General features: G+C 74.3%; 8 protein-coding genes. 3 read left to right on the top strand and 5 right to left on the bottom strand.

Annotation, left to right across the window (positions count from 1 at the left end; translation table 11 throughout):
* Nucleotides 1-131: 131 nt before the first annotated feature.
* The 5 genes from nudC to ACZ68P_RS04680 form a co-directional block, all read right to left on the bottom strand.
* Complete coding sequence (gene nudC / locus ACZ68P_RS04700; protein WP_471003864.1) at nucleotides 132-1,082, bottom strand: NAD(+) diphosphatase; 951 nt, start codon at nucleotides 1,080-1,082, stop codon at nucleotides 132-134.
* 52 nt (nucleotides 1,083-1,134) lie between these two features.
* On the bottom strand, nucleotides 1,135-2,574 hold the full coding sequence (locus tag ACZ68P_RS04695; protein WP_471002621.1) for a dipeptidase: 1,440 nt from the start codon (nucleotides 2,572-2,574) through the stop codon (nucleotides 1,135-1,137).
* Nucleotides 2,575-2,584: 10 nt separating this feature from the next.
* A complete protein-coding gene (locus tag ACZ68P_RS04690) occupies nucleotides 2,585-6,313 on the bottom strand; it encodes an ATP-dependent helicase (RefSeq protein ID WP_471002618.1) in 3,729 nt (1,242 codons plus the stop codon).
* 79 nt (nucleotides 6,314-6,392) lie between these two features.
* The gene (locus ACZ68P_RS04685; RefSeq protein WP_471002615.1) at nucleotides 6,393-10,208 is read right to left on the bottom strand and encodes a UvrD-helicase domain-containing protein; all 3,816 of its coding nucleotides are present in this window, start codon (nucleotides 10,206-10,208) and stop codon (nucleotides 6,393-6,395) included.
* A 173-nt stretch (nucleotides 10,209-10,381) separates the two neighbouring features.
* Nucleotides 10,382-10,738 carry an MGMT family protein gene (locus tag ACZ68P_RS04680; protein ID WP_471002612.1) on the bottom strand — a complete coding sequence of 119 codons (357 nt, stop codon included), beginning with the start codon at nucleotides 10,736-10,738 and terminating at the stop codon, nucleotides 10,382-10,384.
* Between the two features lie 201 nt (nucleotides 10,739-10,939).
* Here ACZ68P_RS04680 and ACZ68P_RS04675 point away from each other — a divergent pair, with 201 nt between their 5' ends.
* From ACZ68P_RS04675 to ACZ68P_RS04665, 3 genes are all read left to right on the top strand, one after another.
* Nucleotides 10,940-13,606: a flippase-like domain-containing protein gene (locus tag ACZ68P_RS04675; RefSeq protein WP_471002609.1), complete on the top strand. Its 2,667-nt coding sequence runs from the start codon at nucleotides 10,940-10,942 to the stop codon at nucleotides 13,604-13,606.
* Nucleotides 13,607-13,728: 122 nt separating this feature from the next.
* Nucleotides 13,729-15,303, top strand: coding sequence for an alpha/beta hydrolase (locus ACZ68P_RS04670; RefSeq protein ID WP_471002606.1), 1,575 nt, complete (start codon nucleotides 13,729-13,731; stop codon nucleotides 15,301-15,303).
* 93 nt (nucleotides 15,304-15,396) lie between these two features.
* Entirely contained in the window at nucleotides 15,397-16,956 is a 1,560-nt protein-coding gene (locus tag ACZ68P_RS04665; RefSeq protein WP_471002603.1) for an alpha/beta hydrolase, read from the top strand.
* Nucleotides 16,957-17,020 lie beyond the last annotated feature (64 nt).

The following is a 17,020-nucleotide window of genomic DNA, read 5'->3' as shown; positions in this document are numbered from 1 at the left end:
AGGAGCCGCCGCCCGGCATCGCCGGACGGGGGCTCTTTTCGGCCATCGGACCGCGCCCGACCGCCCCGGTCGTCAGACCGCGACGGACCGCCTCGCCCCGCCTGGTCGTCGAACCGCGCCACCCCGCCCGGTCAGACCACGTCGCCCGGCTTCGGCAGCGGCTTGCCGTACCAGAGCTCGATCAGCCGGGAGGCGATCGAGATGCCGTACGGCGGCAGGACCTCCCCCGATTCGAAGGCCGCCGTCAGGTCCTCGCGGGAGAACCAGCGGGCCTCGTGGATCTCCTCGCCGTCGACGTCGATCTCCGAGGAGGTGGCGCGCGCGAAGAAGCCGAGCATCAGGCTGGAGGGAAAGGGCCAGGGCTGGCTGGCGACGTACTCGACCTCGCCGACCGTGACGCCCGCCTCCTCGAAGACCTCGCGCACCACCGACTGCTCGATCGACTCGCCCGGCTCGACGAAGCCCGCGAGCGTCGAGAAGCGGCCCTCGGGCCAGTGGACCTGCCGGCCCAGGAGCGCGCGGTCCTGCTCGTCCGTGACCAGCATGATCACGGCGGGGTCGGTGCGCGGGTAGTGCTCGGCGCCGCACGCCTGGCAGCGGCGGATGTGCCCCGCGGCCGCGATCACCGTGCGCTCGCCGCAGCGGGAGCAGAAGCGGTGGAGGCGCTGCCAGTTCTCCAGGGCGACGGCGTGCACCATGAGGCCCGCGTCGCGGGGCGAGAGCAGCAGCCCGGCCTCGCGCAGTCCGGCCGGGCGGGCGGACTGGTCCATGCGGCCGGGCAGGGAGTCCTTCTGCAGGGCGAAGTAGGAGACGCCGTCGGCGTCCGTGCCCAGGAAGTAGCGGTGGGTCTCGGTGACCGGGGCCTCGAAGGCCGGGGTCATGACCAGCTCGGTGCGGCCCTCGGGGGTGTCGTCGATCAGCACCTGGCCGCCGGAGACGACGAAGACGCGGGTCGTCGGGTGGCTCCACGCGGCGGCCAGCCAGGCCTCGTCGAGACGGTGGTGGGCCGCGCGGTCGATGCCGCTGGGGGCGGTGAGCCCGATCGGACGGTCCGCGGGCCCGGTCTCGGTCTCGTGGTTCATGCTGCTCACAGGTGCTTCCAACTCCCCCGGTTTCGGTGTGTGGGTTCGGCGTTCAGCGCTGCGGGGCGGCTGCCGGAGCGGCAGCGGGCAGGTCGCCCCACAGATGAGCGGTGGCCTCGACGCCCTTGAGGAGGAGGTCGAGCTCGACCTTCTCGTCGGGGGCGTGCCAGCCGTCGGACGGTACGGAGATGCCGAGGAACAGCACCGGCGCGTCCAGGACGTCCTGGAGGTCGGCGGCGGGGCCGGAGCCGCCCTCGCGGGTGAAGCGGATCGTGGCGCCGTCGAAGGCCAGGCTCATGGCGCGGGCGACCGACCGCAGGGCCGGGTGGTCCAGCGGGGTGAGGCACGGCCGGGTCGGGGCGCCGAAGACGATGTCGTACCGGATCCCGGCGGGGACGCGGGCGGCGAGCCAGTCGCGTACGGCGAGTTCGATCTTGGCCGGATCCTGACCGGCGACCAGGCGGAAGGAGAGCTTCAGCTGGGCGGAGGCGGGGACGATCGTCTTGCCGCCGGGGCCCTGGTAGCCGCCGCCGATGCCGTTGACCTCGGCGGTGGGCCGGGCCCAGACGCGCTCCAGGGTGGAGAAGCCGGACTCGCCGAGGGTGCCGTGGGACTTGGCGGTGCGCAGCCAGGACGCCTCGTCGAAGGGCAGTTCGGCGATGAGGGCGCGCTCGGTCTCCGAGAGCTCCGTGACGCCGTCGTAGAAGCCGGGGATGGCGACCCGCTCGTCCTCGTCGTGCAGGGCGGCGACGATCCGGCCGGCGACGGTGGCCGGGTTGGGCACGGCTCCGCCGAAGGATCCGGAGTGGATGTCCTGGTCGGGGCCGTACAGCTCGATCTCGCAGTCCGCGACCCCGCGCATGCCGGTGCAGACGGTCGGGGTGTCCTCGGACCACATCCCGGTGTCGGAGACGATCACGACGTCGGCGGCGAGCCGGTCCGCGTGGGCCTCGATCAGCTCGCGGAAGTGCGGGGAGCCGGACTCCTCCTCGCCCTCGACGATCAGCTTGAGGTTGACGGCGGGGGCCGTACGGCCGGTCGCGGCGAGGTGCGCGCGGACGCCCAGGGTGTGGAAGAAGACCTGGCCCTTGTCGTCGGCGGCGCCCCGCGCGTACATCCGGCCGTCGACGATGTGCGGCTCGAACGGATCGGTGCGCCACCCGTCCTCGCGGGCGGCGGGCTGGACGTCGTGATGGCCGTAGACCAGCACGGTGGGGGCGTCGGCCTCGTCGGACGGCCATTCCGCGAAGACGGCGGGGGCGCCGTCCGTCTCCCAGACCTCGGCCGTCGTGAACCCGGTCTCCGTCAGCTTGGCGGCGAGCCAGTCGGCGCTGCGCCGTACGTCCTCGGCGTGGACGGGCTGCGCCGACACGGACGGGATGCGCAGCCACTCGGCGAGGTCGTCGAGGAAAGCGGCGCGGTGCTGCCGGATGTACGTGCGTACGGCCTGGGTACGTGCGGTCTGGACGGCGCTGTCCGGGGTGTCGCTCATGCTCCTGAGCCTATCCGGCGTCCGGGTCCGGTCCGCCCGGCGGTCCGTACAGCTGTCCGTACGACGGTCCGTACCGCTCTCCGTCGGGCGCCGTGGCCGGCGCTTCGCCCAGCAGGATCTCCTCCAGCTCGGCCCGGCCGGGGAGACGCGCGGGGCGCACGACGTCGCCGGTCCGTACGTAGACGAAGGCGGCGGTGACCTCGTCGACGGGCAGGCCGTGCTGCTCGGCCCAGGCGAGGCGGTAGATCGCGAGCTGGAGGGGATCGGCGGTGCGCAGATGGCTGGTCTTCCAGTCGACGATCTCGTACGCGCCGGAATCCGGGTCCCGGTAGACGGCGTCGATCCTGCCGCGCACGACCCGCCCCGCGAGGGAGAGGTGGACGGGGACCTCGACGCGGTACGGGGTGCGGTGGGCGTACGGGGTGAGGGCGAAGGCGTCCTTGAGGGCGTCGAGGTCGCGCTCGTCGGCGATCTCCGGTTCGCCGGCGAAGTCCTCTCCGCCGGGGAGCTCGTCGGGGCCGAGCAGGGGGAGCGGCAGCTCCTCGAACCGTGACTCCACCCAGGCGTGGAACCGGGTGCCGCGGCGGGCGGCGGGCTGCGGGGGCCGGGGCATGGGCCGGGCCAGGTCCCGGGCGAAGCCGTCGGGGTCGGCGGCGAGGCGGAGGACCTGGGAGGCGGACAGATAGGCGGGCATCACGACGTCGCGGGTGGTGGCCCGGGCCCGGCGCAGCTCGGTGGTGAGGGTGGTCAGGTCGCGGTCCCAGGAGGCGAGGGTGCGCTGCTCCTCGGGGGTGAGGGCGGGACGGCCCTCCCGCGGGGCGGGGTCGTCGTCCAGGGGCGCCCGGGGGGCGGGAACCTCGTCGGCGGGCGGGGGCGGGGAGGGCGACGACGCACCGGCCCGGGGGGCGTCTGCGGCTGCGGCTGCGGCTGCGGCTGCGGCTGCGGCGATGGTCCGGTCCTCGGCGTCGATCCCGTTGGCGGCGTCGGGCCGGTCGCCGGCGTCGGGCCGGTCGCCGGCGTCGGGCCGGTCGTCGGCGTTGGGCAGGTCGTCGTCCCGGAAGGGGTCCTCGTCCCAGAGGGGCTCGTCGTCCCAGACGGGCTCCTCGTCCGGCCAGGGTTCCTCGCCGGACGGCGCGTGGTCCCGCGGCCCGTGATCCCGCGGCCCGTGATCCCGCAGCTCGTGGGCCTGCGGCGCGTCGTTCGCCGGGTCGTGGTCCCGCCTTCCGGAACCCTGCGCGGGCAGCCCGCCCGTCGAGGACCACAGCAGGGTCCTCACGCGCTCCGCCGCCTTCCGGCGGCGGGCCAGGGAGTCCGGGTCGAGCGGAAGCGGCCAGGCCCGGTCCGTCGTGGGTTCGGCGAGGGAGGGGTTCTCGGCGTCCTTGTCCGGCTCGTCGGCCCAGGCCTCGATCTCGCCGAAGCCGGCCGCGCAGTGCTCGTACAGGTCGTGGAGGAACGCGGACGGCCCACGGGGCTTCTTCTGGGCCGGGCCCCACCAGTGGGCCGAGCCGAGAAGGAGGGAGCGCGGGCGGGTGAACGTCACGTAGCCGAGGCGCAGCTCCTCGGTGTGCTGGTGCTCCCGCATCCGCTCCTTGAAGGCCTTCAGGGAGGCCGCGTCCCAGCCGTCGACGTCCGGCAGGGTGGCGGCGTCGCCGCGCAGGGCGTGCGGCAGCACCTGGGGCTGCGAGGTCCACGATTCGCGGGACCTGCCGCTGGGGAACTGGGAGGCGACCAGGCCGGGCACCGCCACGACGTCCCACTCCAGCCCCTTGGACTTGTGGGCGGTGAGGACCTTGACGGTGTTCTCGCCGCCCGGCAGGGCGTTGTCGAGGCCCTTCTCGTACTGCGAGGCCGTGCGCAGGAAGCCCAGGAAGGCCAGCAGGGTCGCCTCGCCGTCCAGGGAGGCGAAGCCCGCCGCAGTGTCCAGGAAGTTCGAGAGGGTCTCGCGTCGCCGGGCGGCCAAGGCGTGCGGGGACGCGGAGAGCTCCACCTCCAGGCCGGTGGTGGCGAGGACGCGGTGCAGGACGTCCATCAGCGGGTCCGCGAGCGAGGAGCGCAGGCTGCGCAGCTCGGCGGCGAGGCGGGCGAAGCGGACCCGGGCCTCGGCGGAGAACGGCAGGCCGTCGTCCTCGCCGCCGGACTCCAGGAAGGTGTCGAGCGCGTCGGCGAGCGAGACGACCTCGGCCGGGTCGACGCCCTCCACGGCGGCGGCGAGGCGCTCGTCGGCATCGGTGCCGCCGCCCCGCTCGCGGTGCACGAGGAGCCGGGCGCGGCGGCCGAGGAGGGCCAGGTCGCGGGGGCCGATGCGCCAGCGGGGGCCGGTGAGGAGGCGGACCAGGGAGGCGTTGGCCCCCGGGTCCTGGAGGACCTCGCACACGGCGACCAGGTCGGCGACCTCGGGCAGGTGCAGCAGCCCGGAGAGGCCGACGACCTCGACGGGGACGCCCCGGGCGACCAGGGCGGCCTGGATGGCGGGGAAGTCGGTGGCCGTGCGGCACAGGACGGCGATCTCGCCCGGTTCCCTGCCGGTGCGGACGAGGTGGGCGAGGGAGTCGGCGAGCCAGTCGATCTCCTCGGCGTGGGTGGGCAGCAGCGCGATGCGCACCGAGCCGTCGCGCTCCGCGCCGGGGGCGGGCCGCAGCGCCTCCACACCCGCGTGCATGGCGCGCAGGGGGGCGGCGAGCCCGTTGGCGAGGTCGAGGAGGCGGCCGCCGCTGCGCCGGTTCTCGGAGAGGGCGTAGCGGGTGGCGGGGCTGCCGTCCTCGTACGGGAAGTGGTCGGGGAAGTCGTCGAGGTTGGCGACGGACGCCCCGCGCCAGCCGTAGATCGCCTGGCAGGGGTCGCCGACGGCGGTCACGGCGTGCCCGCTGCCGCCGCCGAAGAGACCGGAGAGCAGCAGTCGCTGGGCGACGGAGGTGTCCTGGTACTCGTCGAGGAGGACCACCCGGAACTCGTCCCGGAGGATCGCGCCGACCTCGGGGCGGGTGGTGGCGAGTTCGGCGGACAGGGCGATCTGGTCGCCGAAGTCGAGGAGGTCCCGGGAGCGCTTGGCGGCGCGGTAGCGGACGACGAGGTCGAGCAGTTCGCGGCGGGCGGCGGCGGTCTCGGGCACCTTGCGCAGGTCGGCGTTGGAGAGCTTGGCGCGGGAGAGGGTGTCGAGGAGGTCGGAGTCGTAGGCCGCGAGGTCCTGCGGACGCACGAGGTGTTCGGCGAGCTCGGCGTCGAGCGCGAGCAGGTCGCCGACCAGGGTGGGGAAGGACTTGGTCAGGGCGGGATACGGCCCGGGGGCCTCGCGCAGCACGCGGGCGGCGAGCTGATAGCGGGTGGCGTCGGCGAGGAGACGGGAGGTGGGCTCCAGGCCGATGCGCAGGCCGTGGTCGGTGAGCAGCTGTCCGGCGAAGGCGTGGTACGTGGAGATGCGCGGCTCGCCCGGGGGGTCGTCCGGGTCGATGGCGTCCGGGTCGGTGACCCCGGCCCGGACGAGGGCGGTGCGGACGCGTTCGGCCAGCTCGCCCGCGGCCTTGTTGGTGAAGGTCAGGCCGAGGACCTGCTCGGGCGCGACCTGGCCCGTGCCGACCAGCCAGACCACCCGGGCGGCCATCACCGTCGTCTTGCCGGAACCGGCTCCGGCCACGATGACCTGCGGGGCGGGCGGCGCGATGATGCAGGCCGTCTGCTCCGGGGTGAACGGGATGCCGAGCAGCTCCTTGAGCTGCTCGGGGTCGGTGATGCGTGCGGTCACTCCAAAGAGGCTAACGGGGACCACCGACAATCCCGCCCGGGGCCGTCGGGCGGGGGGGCCGGCGGCGTGGCCCGCGCGGTCACTCGACGATGTGGCGGCCCTCCGGCTGGGCGCTGCACGAGGCGCGGAACGCGCAGTGCGTGCAGTGCTGTCCCGTGGCGGGGGTGAAGCGCTCGTCGAGGACCCGCCCCGCCGCGGTGGCCAGCAGGTCGCCGACCCACTCCCCCGCGAGGGGCTCCTGAGCCTGGATCCGCGGGAGGGCTTCGCCGCCCTCCTTCTTGGGGGCGGGCTGGCGCAGCTGTACGAGTTCGGCGCCGCCGGGTTCGGGACGGCGGCCGTCGAAGACCTCGTCGAGGGCTCCCTCGCGGACCGCGAGCTGGTAGACGGCGAGCTGGGGGTGGTGGGCCACCTCGTCGCGGGTGGGGGCGGACTTGCCGGTCTTGAAGTCGACGACGTAGGCGCGTCCGTGCTCGTCCGTCTCGACGCGGTCCATGGAGCCGCGGATCCGGACCTCGTACGCGCCGGCTTCGAGGGTGACGTCGAAGTCGTGCTCGGTGGCGGCCGGCGTGCGGCCGCCGCGGTCCATGACGTGCCAGCGCAGGAACCGTTCCAGCGCCACGCGCGCGTGCTCCTTCTCCTGGGTGGACTTCCAGGGCGCGTCGAAGGCGAGCGCGTCCCAGACCGAGTCCAGGCGGGCCATGAGGACGTCCAGGTCCGCGGGCGTGCGGCCGGAGGCGACCTCGTCGGCGAGGACGTGGACGACGTTGCCGAAGCCCTGGGCGGCGGTGGCGGGCGCGTCGGCCTTCACCTCGCGGCCCAGGAACCACTGGAGGGCGCAGGTGTTGGCGAGCTGGTCGAGTGCGGAGCCGGACAGGGCCACGGGGTGGTCGCGGTCGCGGAGCGGGACCGTGCTGTGGGTCGGCTCGAACAGGCCCCACCAGCGGTCCGGGTGCGCGGCGGGGACCAGCGGCTGGTCCTCGTCGTCGGTGAGCGCGGCGAGCCGGGCCAGGCGCTGCGCCGCGGCCTCGCGCAGCGCGGGCGAGGCGGCGGGGTCGACGGTGGTGGCGCGGAGCTCGGCGACGAGGGCGGCGACGGCGAGGGGACGGCGGGGGCGGCCCGGGACGTCCTTGGGCTCGACGCCGAGTTCGGCGAGGAAGCGGGAGGGCTGGTCGCCGTCCTCGGCGGGGGCCTTCACGGCGGTGACGACGAGGCGGTCGCGGGCGCGGGTGGCCGCGACGTAGAAGAGGCGGCGTTCCTCGGCGAGGAGGGCGCCCGGGGTGAGGGGTTCGGCGAGGCCGTCGCGGCCGATCCGGTCGGCTTCGAGGAGCGAGCCGCGGCGGCGCAGGTCGGGCCAGAGGCCCTCCTGGACACCGGGGACGACGACCAGGCTCCATTCCAGGCCCTTGGAGCGGTGGGCGGTCATGAGCCGGACGGCGTCGGGACGGGCCTGGCGCTTGGAGAGGGTGTCGGCGGCGATGTCCTGGGCGTCGAGCTCTTCGAGGAAGTTGAGCGCGCCGCGCCCGCCGACCCGGTCCTCGGCCCGGGCGGCGGTCTCGAACAGCGCGCAGACGGCGTCGAGGTCGCGGTCGGCGTTGCGCCCGGCGGCGCCGCCGCGCAGCGCGGCCCGCTCCAGGCGGCCGGGCCAGGGCGTGCCGTTCCACAGGAGCCAGAGGGCGTCCTCGGCGGTGCCGCCGGCCGCGAGGCGGGCACGGGCCTGCCGCAGGAGGTCGCCGAGGCGCTTCGCGCCGCGCGCGTAGGACTGGTCGTGGGCGACGAGCCGCTCCGGCTCGGCGAGGGCGCGGGTGAGCAGCACGTCGGAGGGCGGCGGCACCTTGTTCCCCCCGGCCCGCTCCTCGTCCCGCAGGGCCCGGCCGAGCCGTCGGAGGTCGGCGGGGTCCATCCCGGCGAGCGGCGAGGCGAGCAGGGCGAGCGCGGTCTCGGTGTCCAGCCAGCCCGACGGGACGGTGCCCTGGTCCATGTCGGTGTCGGGCTCGGTGCCCTGGGCGGCCTGGGCCGGGTCGGGCTCGGTGCCCCGGGCATCCTGGGCCAGGTCGCTGTCGGGCTCGGTGCCCCGGGCATCCTGGGCCAGGTCGCTGTCGGGCTCGGTGCCCCGGGCATCCTGGGCCGGGTCGCTGTCGGCGCTCTGGGTCGTGTCGGTGTCGGTGCCCCGAGTCGTGTCGCTGTCGGTGCCCCCGTCCGCCCCGGCACCGGTCCCGCCGGCCGTCCCGGCGTCGGCGCCCCCTACGGGGCCGGACCGGTCACCCGATCCGGTCGCACCGGCCCCCGGCCGCCCAGCCGGGTCGGCCTCGCCGTCCTCCGGCCGCTCGGCCGGGAGGGACGCGTCGGCCACGGACTGCCCGGCATGAGCGGCCTCGTCGGCCCTCGGCCGCTCGGCCAGGGAGGACCCGTCGGCCCCCGGCCGCCCAGCCGGTCCGCCATCCTCGGCTCCCGCCCCCTCACCTCGCGACACCGATTCGGTCCCCGTCCCCGTCGCCGCCGCGCGCAGAGCGAGCAGCAGGGGCGCCACGGCCGGTTCATGGCGGAGGGGGGTGTCCGCGCTGTCGGTCTCCAGGGGGACGCCCGCCGAGGTGAGGGCGCGGCGCAGGACCGGTATCGGGGTGCTCGCCCGGACGAGGACGGCCATGGCGTGCCACGGGACGCCGTCTTCCAGATGGGCGCGGCGCAGCAGGTCGGCGATGTTGTCGAGTTCGGTGGAGGCGGTCGGGTACGTGTACGTCTCCACGCGCCCCCCGCCCCGCACCGCCGTGAGGTCGCGGTGGGCGCGCGCCTTGTCGGCGGGGAGCCGCGGCAGGGGCATGCGCTGGGTGAGGAGACGGGTCGCCGCGAGCAGCCGCTCGCCCGACCGGCGAGAGGTCGTCAGCACCCGCACGTCCGCGGGCCGGCCGTCCGGGCCGCGGAAGGTGTCGGGGAAGTCCAGGATGCCGTTGACGTCGGCGCCCCGGAACGCGTAGATCGACTGGTCGGGGTCGCCGAAGGCCACCACCGTGCGCCCGCCCGTCGCCCGGCCCGCGCCCCTCGCGGACGCCGCCGCGCGGGACGCCCCCGCCGTCCCGCCCGCCAGCGCGGCGAGCAGCCGCACCTGGGCCGGATCGGTGTCCTGGTACTCGTCCACGAAGACGGCGTCGTACTCGGGCAGGGTCACGCTCTCGGACAGCAGGACGGCCCGGTGCACCAGCTCCGTGTAGTCGAGGACCCCCTGGAGGTCCAGGACGTCCAGGTACTCCGCGAGGAAGCCGGCCGCCGCCTTCCAGTCCGGGCGCCCCACCCGCTGGGCGAACTCCGCCAGCGCCCCCGGCGACAGGCCGAGCTCCCGGGAGCGCGCGAGCACGGCCCGGACCTCGTCGGCGAAGCCTCGGGTGGTCAGGCAGGCCCGTAGCTCGTCGGGCCACCGGACCCGGCCCAGGCCCGCCTTCTCCAGGTCGATCTGGCCCGCGAGCAGCTCCCGCACGGCGAGGTCCTGCTCGGGTCCCGACAGCAGCCGCAGCGGCTCCGCGAACAGGTCGGCGTCCTGGTGGGCGCGGATCAGGGCGTAGCAGTACGAGTGGAAGGTCGTCGCCTGCGGCGGCCGGGCGCCCCCGAGCCGCACCGCCATGCGGTCGCGCAGTTCGACGGCGGCCTTGCGGCTGAAGGTGAGGACGAGGATCCGTTCCGGGTCCGCGCCCTTCTCCATCCGGGCCGCTACCGCCTCCACCAGCGTCGTCGTCTTCCCCGTGCCGGGTCCGGCGAGGACGAGAAGCGGTCCACCCGCGTGGTCAACCACTTCGCGCTGGGCTGCGTCCAGGAGAGGGGGATCCACCGGGGCCGGCGCGGTACGCACCAGCCGGTACGCGCCGGTGGCCCGTCGCGTACGTCGGGTGGTGGAGGAGGTACTCACGTGGATCGCCGGTCCTGGTGGATGGTGTGCTGGTGCTGAAGGCATGTCCGTACGGAAGACCGTCCGGGGGCCTCTTCGGGACGAACGACGACGTTACGGGAAACGAACGGCGTCCGAGTCGTCATCCGTACGGCGCCGCCGCGCCCCGCGCCGTCCTGCCTTGGCGGAAGCTGTCACGTGTGAGTTCCGCCATCCCATCGCGCCCGCCGCATGTCGAGCTTCGGCAGGTGCCCCTCGGCGGCGCGCCCCGCTTCGCGCAAGGGCGTCCCCTCGGCGCGGTAGTGGCCGAGGGCGCGCAGCTCGTGTCCCGGCAGCAGCGCGCCGTCGGCGCGCACCACGCGCCACCACGGCACCGCGCCGCCGTACAGGGCCATCACGCGGCCGACTTGGCGCGGCCCGCCCTCGTCCAGCCATTCGGCCACGTCGCCGTAGGTCATCACCCGGCCCGGCGGGATCAGCTCGGCGACCTCCAGCACCCGTTCCGCGTACGCGGGAAGTTCCTGAGGTTCCTCGGCGCTCATCCGCACCATCCTGCCTCACCCCACCGACAACACCCTGATGCCTCCGTCGGGCCCCGCTTCATGCCACCATCGTGCGGGCGGTGACGGGTGATACGAGACCAAGCGCGACAAGAACACCGAGACCAGCACGCGGCGCGAGCGGCACAAGCAGAGACGGACATGGTGATGGGGCACGATGCTCAGCCTCCGGAGGAGGAGGCTCACCCCGACATGCCCGGCGCACCCCCTCGCCCGGCCTCCCCCGGCGCCCGCGTACCCGAGTCCGACGCCGTACCCGAGCCCGAGCTCAGTGAGCGGGTCTCCGGTGACGAGCCGCTGCTCGCCGCCCGTGTGCACCGGCCCTCCGACCTCATGCGGCTCCTCGTCGGCGTCCTCGCGATCGCCCTCGTCGTCGCCATCGCCGCCTTCGCCCACGGCACCACCTCGGGTCTGGAGCAGGACATCAACAAGGGCGCGGGCGGCGCGCCCGACGTCTTCGTCAAGATCGCCGGACTGGTCTCCAGCATCGCCGTCCTGCTCGTGCCCGTCGCCTTCGCCATCGAGCGGCTGATCAAACGCGACGGACTGCGGATCGCCGACGGCGTCCTCGCCGCCGTGCTCGCCCACGGTGTCACCCTCGCCACCGACCTCTGGGTCGCCAAGGCGGCGCCCGGCACCATCCAGGACGCGCTGACCCAGCCGCAGTCCGGCGGCGGGCTCACGGACCCCGTGCACAACTACCTCGCGCCGGTCATCGCGTACATGACCGCCGTCGGCATGGCCCGCAGACCGCGTTGGCGGGTGGTGCTGTGGATGGTGCTGCTGCTCGACGCGTTCACGATGCTGGTGGCCGGGTACACCACCGCCTTCTCGATCATCCTGACCGTCCTCATCGGCTGGACCGTGGCGTACGGGACGCTGTACGCGGTCGGCTCCCCCAACGTCCGCCCCACCGGCCAGACACTCCTCGCCGGCCTGCGCAGGGTCGGCTTCCGTCCGGTCACCGCGATGCGCGCGGAAGGGGTGCCCGACGCCTCGGACAGCGGCGACCGCGGCCGCCGCTACATCGTGACGCTGGAGGAGGGGCCACCGCTCGACGTCACGGTCGTCGACCGCGAGCAGCAGGCGCACGGCTTCTTCTACCGCGCGTGGCGGCGGATCACCCTGCGCGCGATCACCACCCGCCGCTCGATCGTGTCGCTGCGCCAGGCGCTGGAGCAGGAGGCCCTCCTGGCGTACGCGGCGATCGCCGCCGGGGCCAACGCGCCGAAGCTGATCGCCACCTCCGAGCTCGGCCCGGACGCCGTGATGCTCGTCTACGAGCACCTGGGCGGGCGGACCCTGGACTCGCTGGACGACGAGGAGATCACCGACGAGCTGGTGCGCAGCGCCTGGCGGCAGGTGCGGGCGCTCCAGTCGCGCCGGATCGCGCACCGCAGGCTCGCGGGGGACGCGATTCTGGTGGATCGTTCCGGCAACGTCATCCTGACCGATCTGCGGGGCGGCGAGATCGCCGCGGGCGACCTGGTCCTGCGGATGGACATCGCCCAGCTGCTCACCACCCTCGGCCTGCGGGTCGGCGCCGAGCGGACGGTCGCCGCGGCCGTGGCGATCCTCGGCCCCGACGCCATCGCCGACTGCCTCCCCCTCCTCCAGCCGATCGCGCTGAGCCGCTCCACGCGCGCGACGCTCAGAAGACTGGCCAGGGAACGTTCGAAGCGGGAGCGCGAGGCCGTCCTCGAAGCCTCGGAGGCGGCGAAGCGGGCCCGCGTGGAGGCGGCCTCCGGCGAGGGGGACGCCCGCGTCGACCGCAAGTCGGACCGGCGGATCGAGAAGGCGGAGAAGCAGGCCGAGAAGCGCGCGCTCGACGAGGCGCTCGACGAGGCCCGCGAGGAGGACCTGCTCGCGCAGATCCGTCAGCAGGTACTGCTGATCCGGCCCCAGGCGCCCGTGGAGCCGGTCCGTCTGGAGCGGATCAAGCCGCGCACCCTGGTGAGCCTGATCGCCGGCGCCGTCGCCGCGTACTTCCTGCTGTCGCAGATCGCCAGGACCCCGCTGTCGACCATCAGCCAGGCCGACTGGCGCTGGGTGGCGGCGGCGGTGCTGTTCTCGGCGCTGAGCTATGTGGCGGCGGCGATGAGCCTGCTCGGCTTCGTGCCGGAGCGGGTGGGGTTCTGGCGGACGGTCGTCGCGCAGGTCGCCGGTTCGTTCGTGAAGATCGTCGCCCCGGCGGCGGTCGGCGGCGTGGCGCTGAACACCCGGTTCCTCCAGCGCTCGGGGGTGCGGCCGGGGCTCGCGGTGGCGAGCGTCGGCGCGTCGCAGCTGTTCGGCCTCGGAGCGCACATCCTGCTGCTGCTCGCCTTCGGCTATCTGACCGGTACGGAGAAGTCGCAGTCCTTCTCCCCGTCGAGGACGGTCATCGCCGGTCTGCTCACGGTGGCGGTGCTGGTCCTGGTGGTCACCGCGATCCCGTTCATGCGCAAGTTCGTGTCGACGCGGCTGCGGTCGCTGTTCGCGGGCGTGGTGCCGCGCATGCTCGACGTGCTGCAGCGACCGATGAAGCTGGCCACCGGCATCGGCGGCATGCTGCTGCTGACCGGATTCTTCGTGCTCTGCCTGGACGCCTCGATCCGCGCCTTCGGCCACGACAGCCAGGGGCTCAGTTACGCGAGCGTGGCGGTCGTCTTCCTCGCGGGCAACGCCCTCGGCTCGGCGGCGCCGACGCCGGGCGGTGTCGGCGCGGTCGAGGGCGCGCTGACATTCGGCCTGGTGGCGGTCGGCCTGCCCCTGGAGGTCGCGACCCCGGCGGTGCTGCTCTACCGGCTGCTGACGCTGTGGCTGCCCGTCCTGCCCGGGTGGCTCTGCTTCAACTGGCTGACGAAGCGGGGCGCGCTCTGAGGCGTGGCGGGACGGGCCCGGTCCACACCTGACGAAGCGGGGCACGCCACGGGCCGCCGTTGCGCCACCCGCGTGGCCCACCCACCCGCGCGGGGCGGGCCCGCACAGCCCACGATGGCTCTATGCCGATCTCCGCCGCGCAGCGCGCCGCCCTGTTCGCCCTGTCAGCCGTGCTGCTCGCCGCCGGGTGCTCGGCCGACGGGGACACGGCGGCCGAGCCGGCGAAGCCGACCGGTTCCGCGGCGCTCGCCGCGCTCGCCTCGCAGGAGCTGGAGTGGTCCCCCTGCCCGCCGCCCTCCGCGGCCCAGGGCGGCGGCCCCTCGCCCTCGCCGCTGCCGGGGGGCGCCACCTGGGAGTGCGCGTTCATGAAAGCGCCCCGCGACTACGCCGATCCCGACGGCGAGACCGTCGAGCTGGCCCTGATCCGCGCCCGGGCCGTGGACCGGAACAACCGCATCGGCTCCCTCGTCTTCAACTTCGGCGGCCCCGGCGGCTCCGGCGTCACCGGCCTGCCGTCCTTCGCCGCGGACTACGAGAAGCTCCGCACCCGCTACGACCTGGTCTCCTTCGACCCCCGCGGGGTCGGCCGCAGCGAGGGCGTCGAATGCGAGGGCGACAAGGAGCTGGACGCGTACTACGCCCTGGACTTCACCCCGGACGACGCGGCGGAGGAACGCACCCTGTCGGAGGCGCAGAAGAAGTACGCGAGCGGCTGCGAGACCGAGTCCGGGGCCATGCTCCCCCACGTCGGGACGGAGAACGCGGCCCGCGACATGGACCTGATGCGCCAGGTCCTCGGCGACGACAAGCTCAACTACTTCGGCATCTCCTACGGCACGGAACTCGGCGGCGTGTACGCCCACCTGTTCCCGAAGAACGTGGGCCGCACCCTGTTCGACGCGGTCGTCGACCCGTCCTCCGGCACCGAGGAGGGCGCCCTCGGCCAGGCCAAGGGCTTCCAGCTCGCCCTCGACAACTTCGCCAAGGACTGTGTGGCGCGCGGCGACGAGTGCGCCCTGCCCGGCTCGACGGTGGCCGAGATCGAGTCGTTCATCACCGGGCTGCTCGCCGAGCTCGACAAGAAGCCGATCGCGGGCATCGGGGACCGCAAGCTCACCCAGACCCAGGCCACCAACGGCATCGCGCAGGCCCTGTACTCCAAGGAGTTCTGGCAGTACCTGGAGCAGGGTCTCGAAGCGGCCGACGGCGGCGACGGCGGGCTGCTGCTCGCGCTCTCCGACTCCATGAACGGCCGCGACGAGAACGGCCACTACAGCAACATCCAGGCGGCGAACGCGGCCATCAACTGCCGCGACTTCAAGGAGCGCTACACGCTCGGGCAGGCCAAGGAGCGGCTCCCCGAGTTCCGGGAGGCCTCGGCCGTCTTCGGCGACTTCATGGGCTGGGCCCTGGCAAGCTGCTCGCAGTGGCCGGTGCCCGGCACCTGGGAGCACCCGGACGTCTCCGCGCCCGGCTCCGCCCCGATCCTGGTCCTCGGCACGACCGGCGACCCGGCGACCCCGTACGAGGGCACCCGGGCGATGGTGGACGCGCTGGGCAAGGGCGTCGGCGTGGAGGTGACGTACGAGGGCGAGGGCCACGGCGCCTACAACAGCGGCAACAAGTGCGTCCAGAACACGGTCAACGGCTACTTCCTGGAGGGCAAGGTCCCCGCCTCGGGGACGGTCTGCAAGTAGCCGCTCGGCGGGCCGCCGGACGCCGTGAGCCGGGCGAGACGGGACGGACACGACCTAGGATGGCGTTTTCCGGTCCGGGTCACGGGGGTTCGCTTGTCCACACCACGTCTGCCGATACGGGTGCGGGTGACCGCCCTGGCCGTCACCGGGCTGCTGGCGGCCGGCTGCACGAGCGCCGGGACCGCCCCGGACGCCTCCCGTACGACGCCCCCTCCCCCGTCCGACGCCAAGCCGTCGGCATCCGAACGTCCCGGGCTTCCCGCCGAGCTCACCGGGCAGCGGCCGCGGTGGAAGCGCTGCGAGGCGCCGGAGGGCGGCGAGCGGCCCGGGGCCGACTGGCGCTGTGCGACGGTCACGGTCCCCCTCGACCACGCCCGGCCCACCGGGGAGACCATCCCCATCGCGCTGATCCGCAAGGAGGCCCGCGACAAGAAGGGACGGATCGGTTCGCTGCTCTTCAACTTCGGCGGCCCGGGCGCCTCCGGCGTCGACATCCTGCCCCGCGCGGCCGCCGAGTACGGCAACCTCAACCGCCGGTACGACCTGGTCGGCTTCGACCCCCGGGGCGTCCACCGGAGCGCGGGGGTGGTCTGCCGGGACGACAAGGAGCAGGCGGCCGCCGAGGTGACGGTCGACCTCACTCCGGACACGGCCGCCGAGGAGACCGCCTTCCTCCGGGACGCCACCGACTTCGGGGCCGGCTGCGCCCGCCGCTCCGGCAAGGTCATCCCGCACACCACGACGTCCGAGACGGCGCGGGACCTGGACCTGATACGCCACGTCCTGGGCGACGCCGACCTGAACTACTTCGGCATCTCCTACGGAACCCAGCTCGGCGGCGCCTACGCCCATCTGTTCCCGGCGAACGTCGGCCGCACGGTCCTCGACGCGGTCGTCGACCCCACCGCCGACGGCACGGGCCACGCCCGTAACCAGACCGTCGGCTTCCAGCGGGCCCTGGACAACTACCTGAAGAGCACCGGCCAGGACCCGAAGGCCGGTACGGCGCGGATCGCCGCGCTCCTCCAGCGGCTCGACCGGCAGCCGCTGCGGGTCGGCGAACGCAAGCTGACGCAGGGCCTCGCGACCATCGGCATCGCGGTCACGCTCTACTCGCAGGGCAACTGGCCCATGCTGACCTCGGCCCTGAAGGCGGCGGAGAACGGCTCCGGCGGCGAACTGCTGCGCCTCGCCGACTTCTACAACGACCGCGACGCGTCCGGGCACTACTCCACCCAGTCGCACTCCCAGCGGGCGATCTCCTGCGCCGACTCCAGCGAACGTCCGACGCCCGCCCAGGCGCGGGCCCTGCTGCCCGCGTTCCGCGGGCTCTCCCCCGTCTTCGGCGAGTTCCTGGCGTGGGACACGGCCGGCTGGTGCGCGAACTGGCCCGTGCCGGGCGAGCGGGCCGACCAGGACGTGAGCGCGCCGGGCGCGGGCCCGATCCTCGTCGTGGGCACGACCGGCGACCCCGCTACCCCGTACGAGGGCGCGGAGCGGATGGCGAAGGAGCTGGGAGAGGGCGTCGGCATCCTCGTCACCAACAAGGGCGAGGGCCACGGCGCGTACGGCTCGGCGTCCTGCGCGACGCGGACGATCGACGCGTACCTGCTGGACGGCAAGGTCCCGGCGTACGGGAAGACCTGCGGATAGCGGACAGCGGGCCGGACACACGGAAGGGCCCGGACCCGATCCCGGGTCCGGGCCCTTGCGTCAT

The sequence above is a fragment of the Streptomyces sp. NPDC036822 genome, from assembly GCF_055609145.1.
Note: the sequence above shows the minus strand (reverse complement) of the source record. Positions and strands in the feature narration are given on the sequence as shown.

Excerpts from the sequence above, each read along its gene's own strand:
- nudC (WP_471003864.1), bottom strand. The coding sequence starts at position 1,082 with ATGAACCACGAGACCGAGACCGGGCCCGCGGACCGTCCGATCGGGCTC.
- ACZ68P_RS04695 (WP_471002621.1), bottom strand. The coding sequence starts at position 2,574 with ATGAGCGACACCCCGGACAGCGCCGTCCAGACCGCACGTACCCAGGCC.
- ACZ68P_RS04680 (WP_471002612.1), bottom strand. The coding sequence starts at position 10,738 with ATGGTGCGGATGAGCGCCGAGGAACCTCAGGAACTTCCCGCGTACGCG.
- ACZ68P_RS04675 (WP_471002609.1), top strand. The coding sequence starts at position 10,940 with ATGCCCGGCGCACCCCCTCGCCCGGCCTCCCCCGGCGCCCGCGTACCC.
- ACZ68P_RS04670 (WP_471002606.1), top strand. The coding sequence starts at position 13,729 with ATGCCGATCTCCGCCGCGCAGCGCGCCGCCCTGTTCGCCCTGTCAGCC.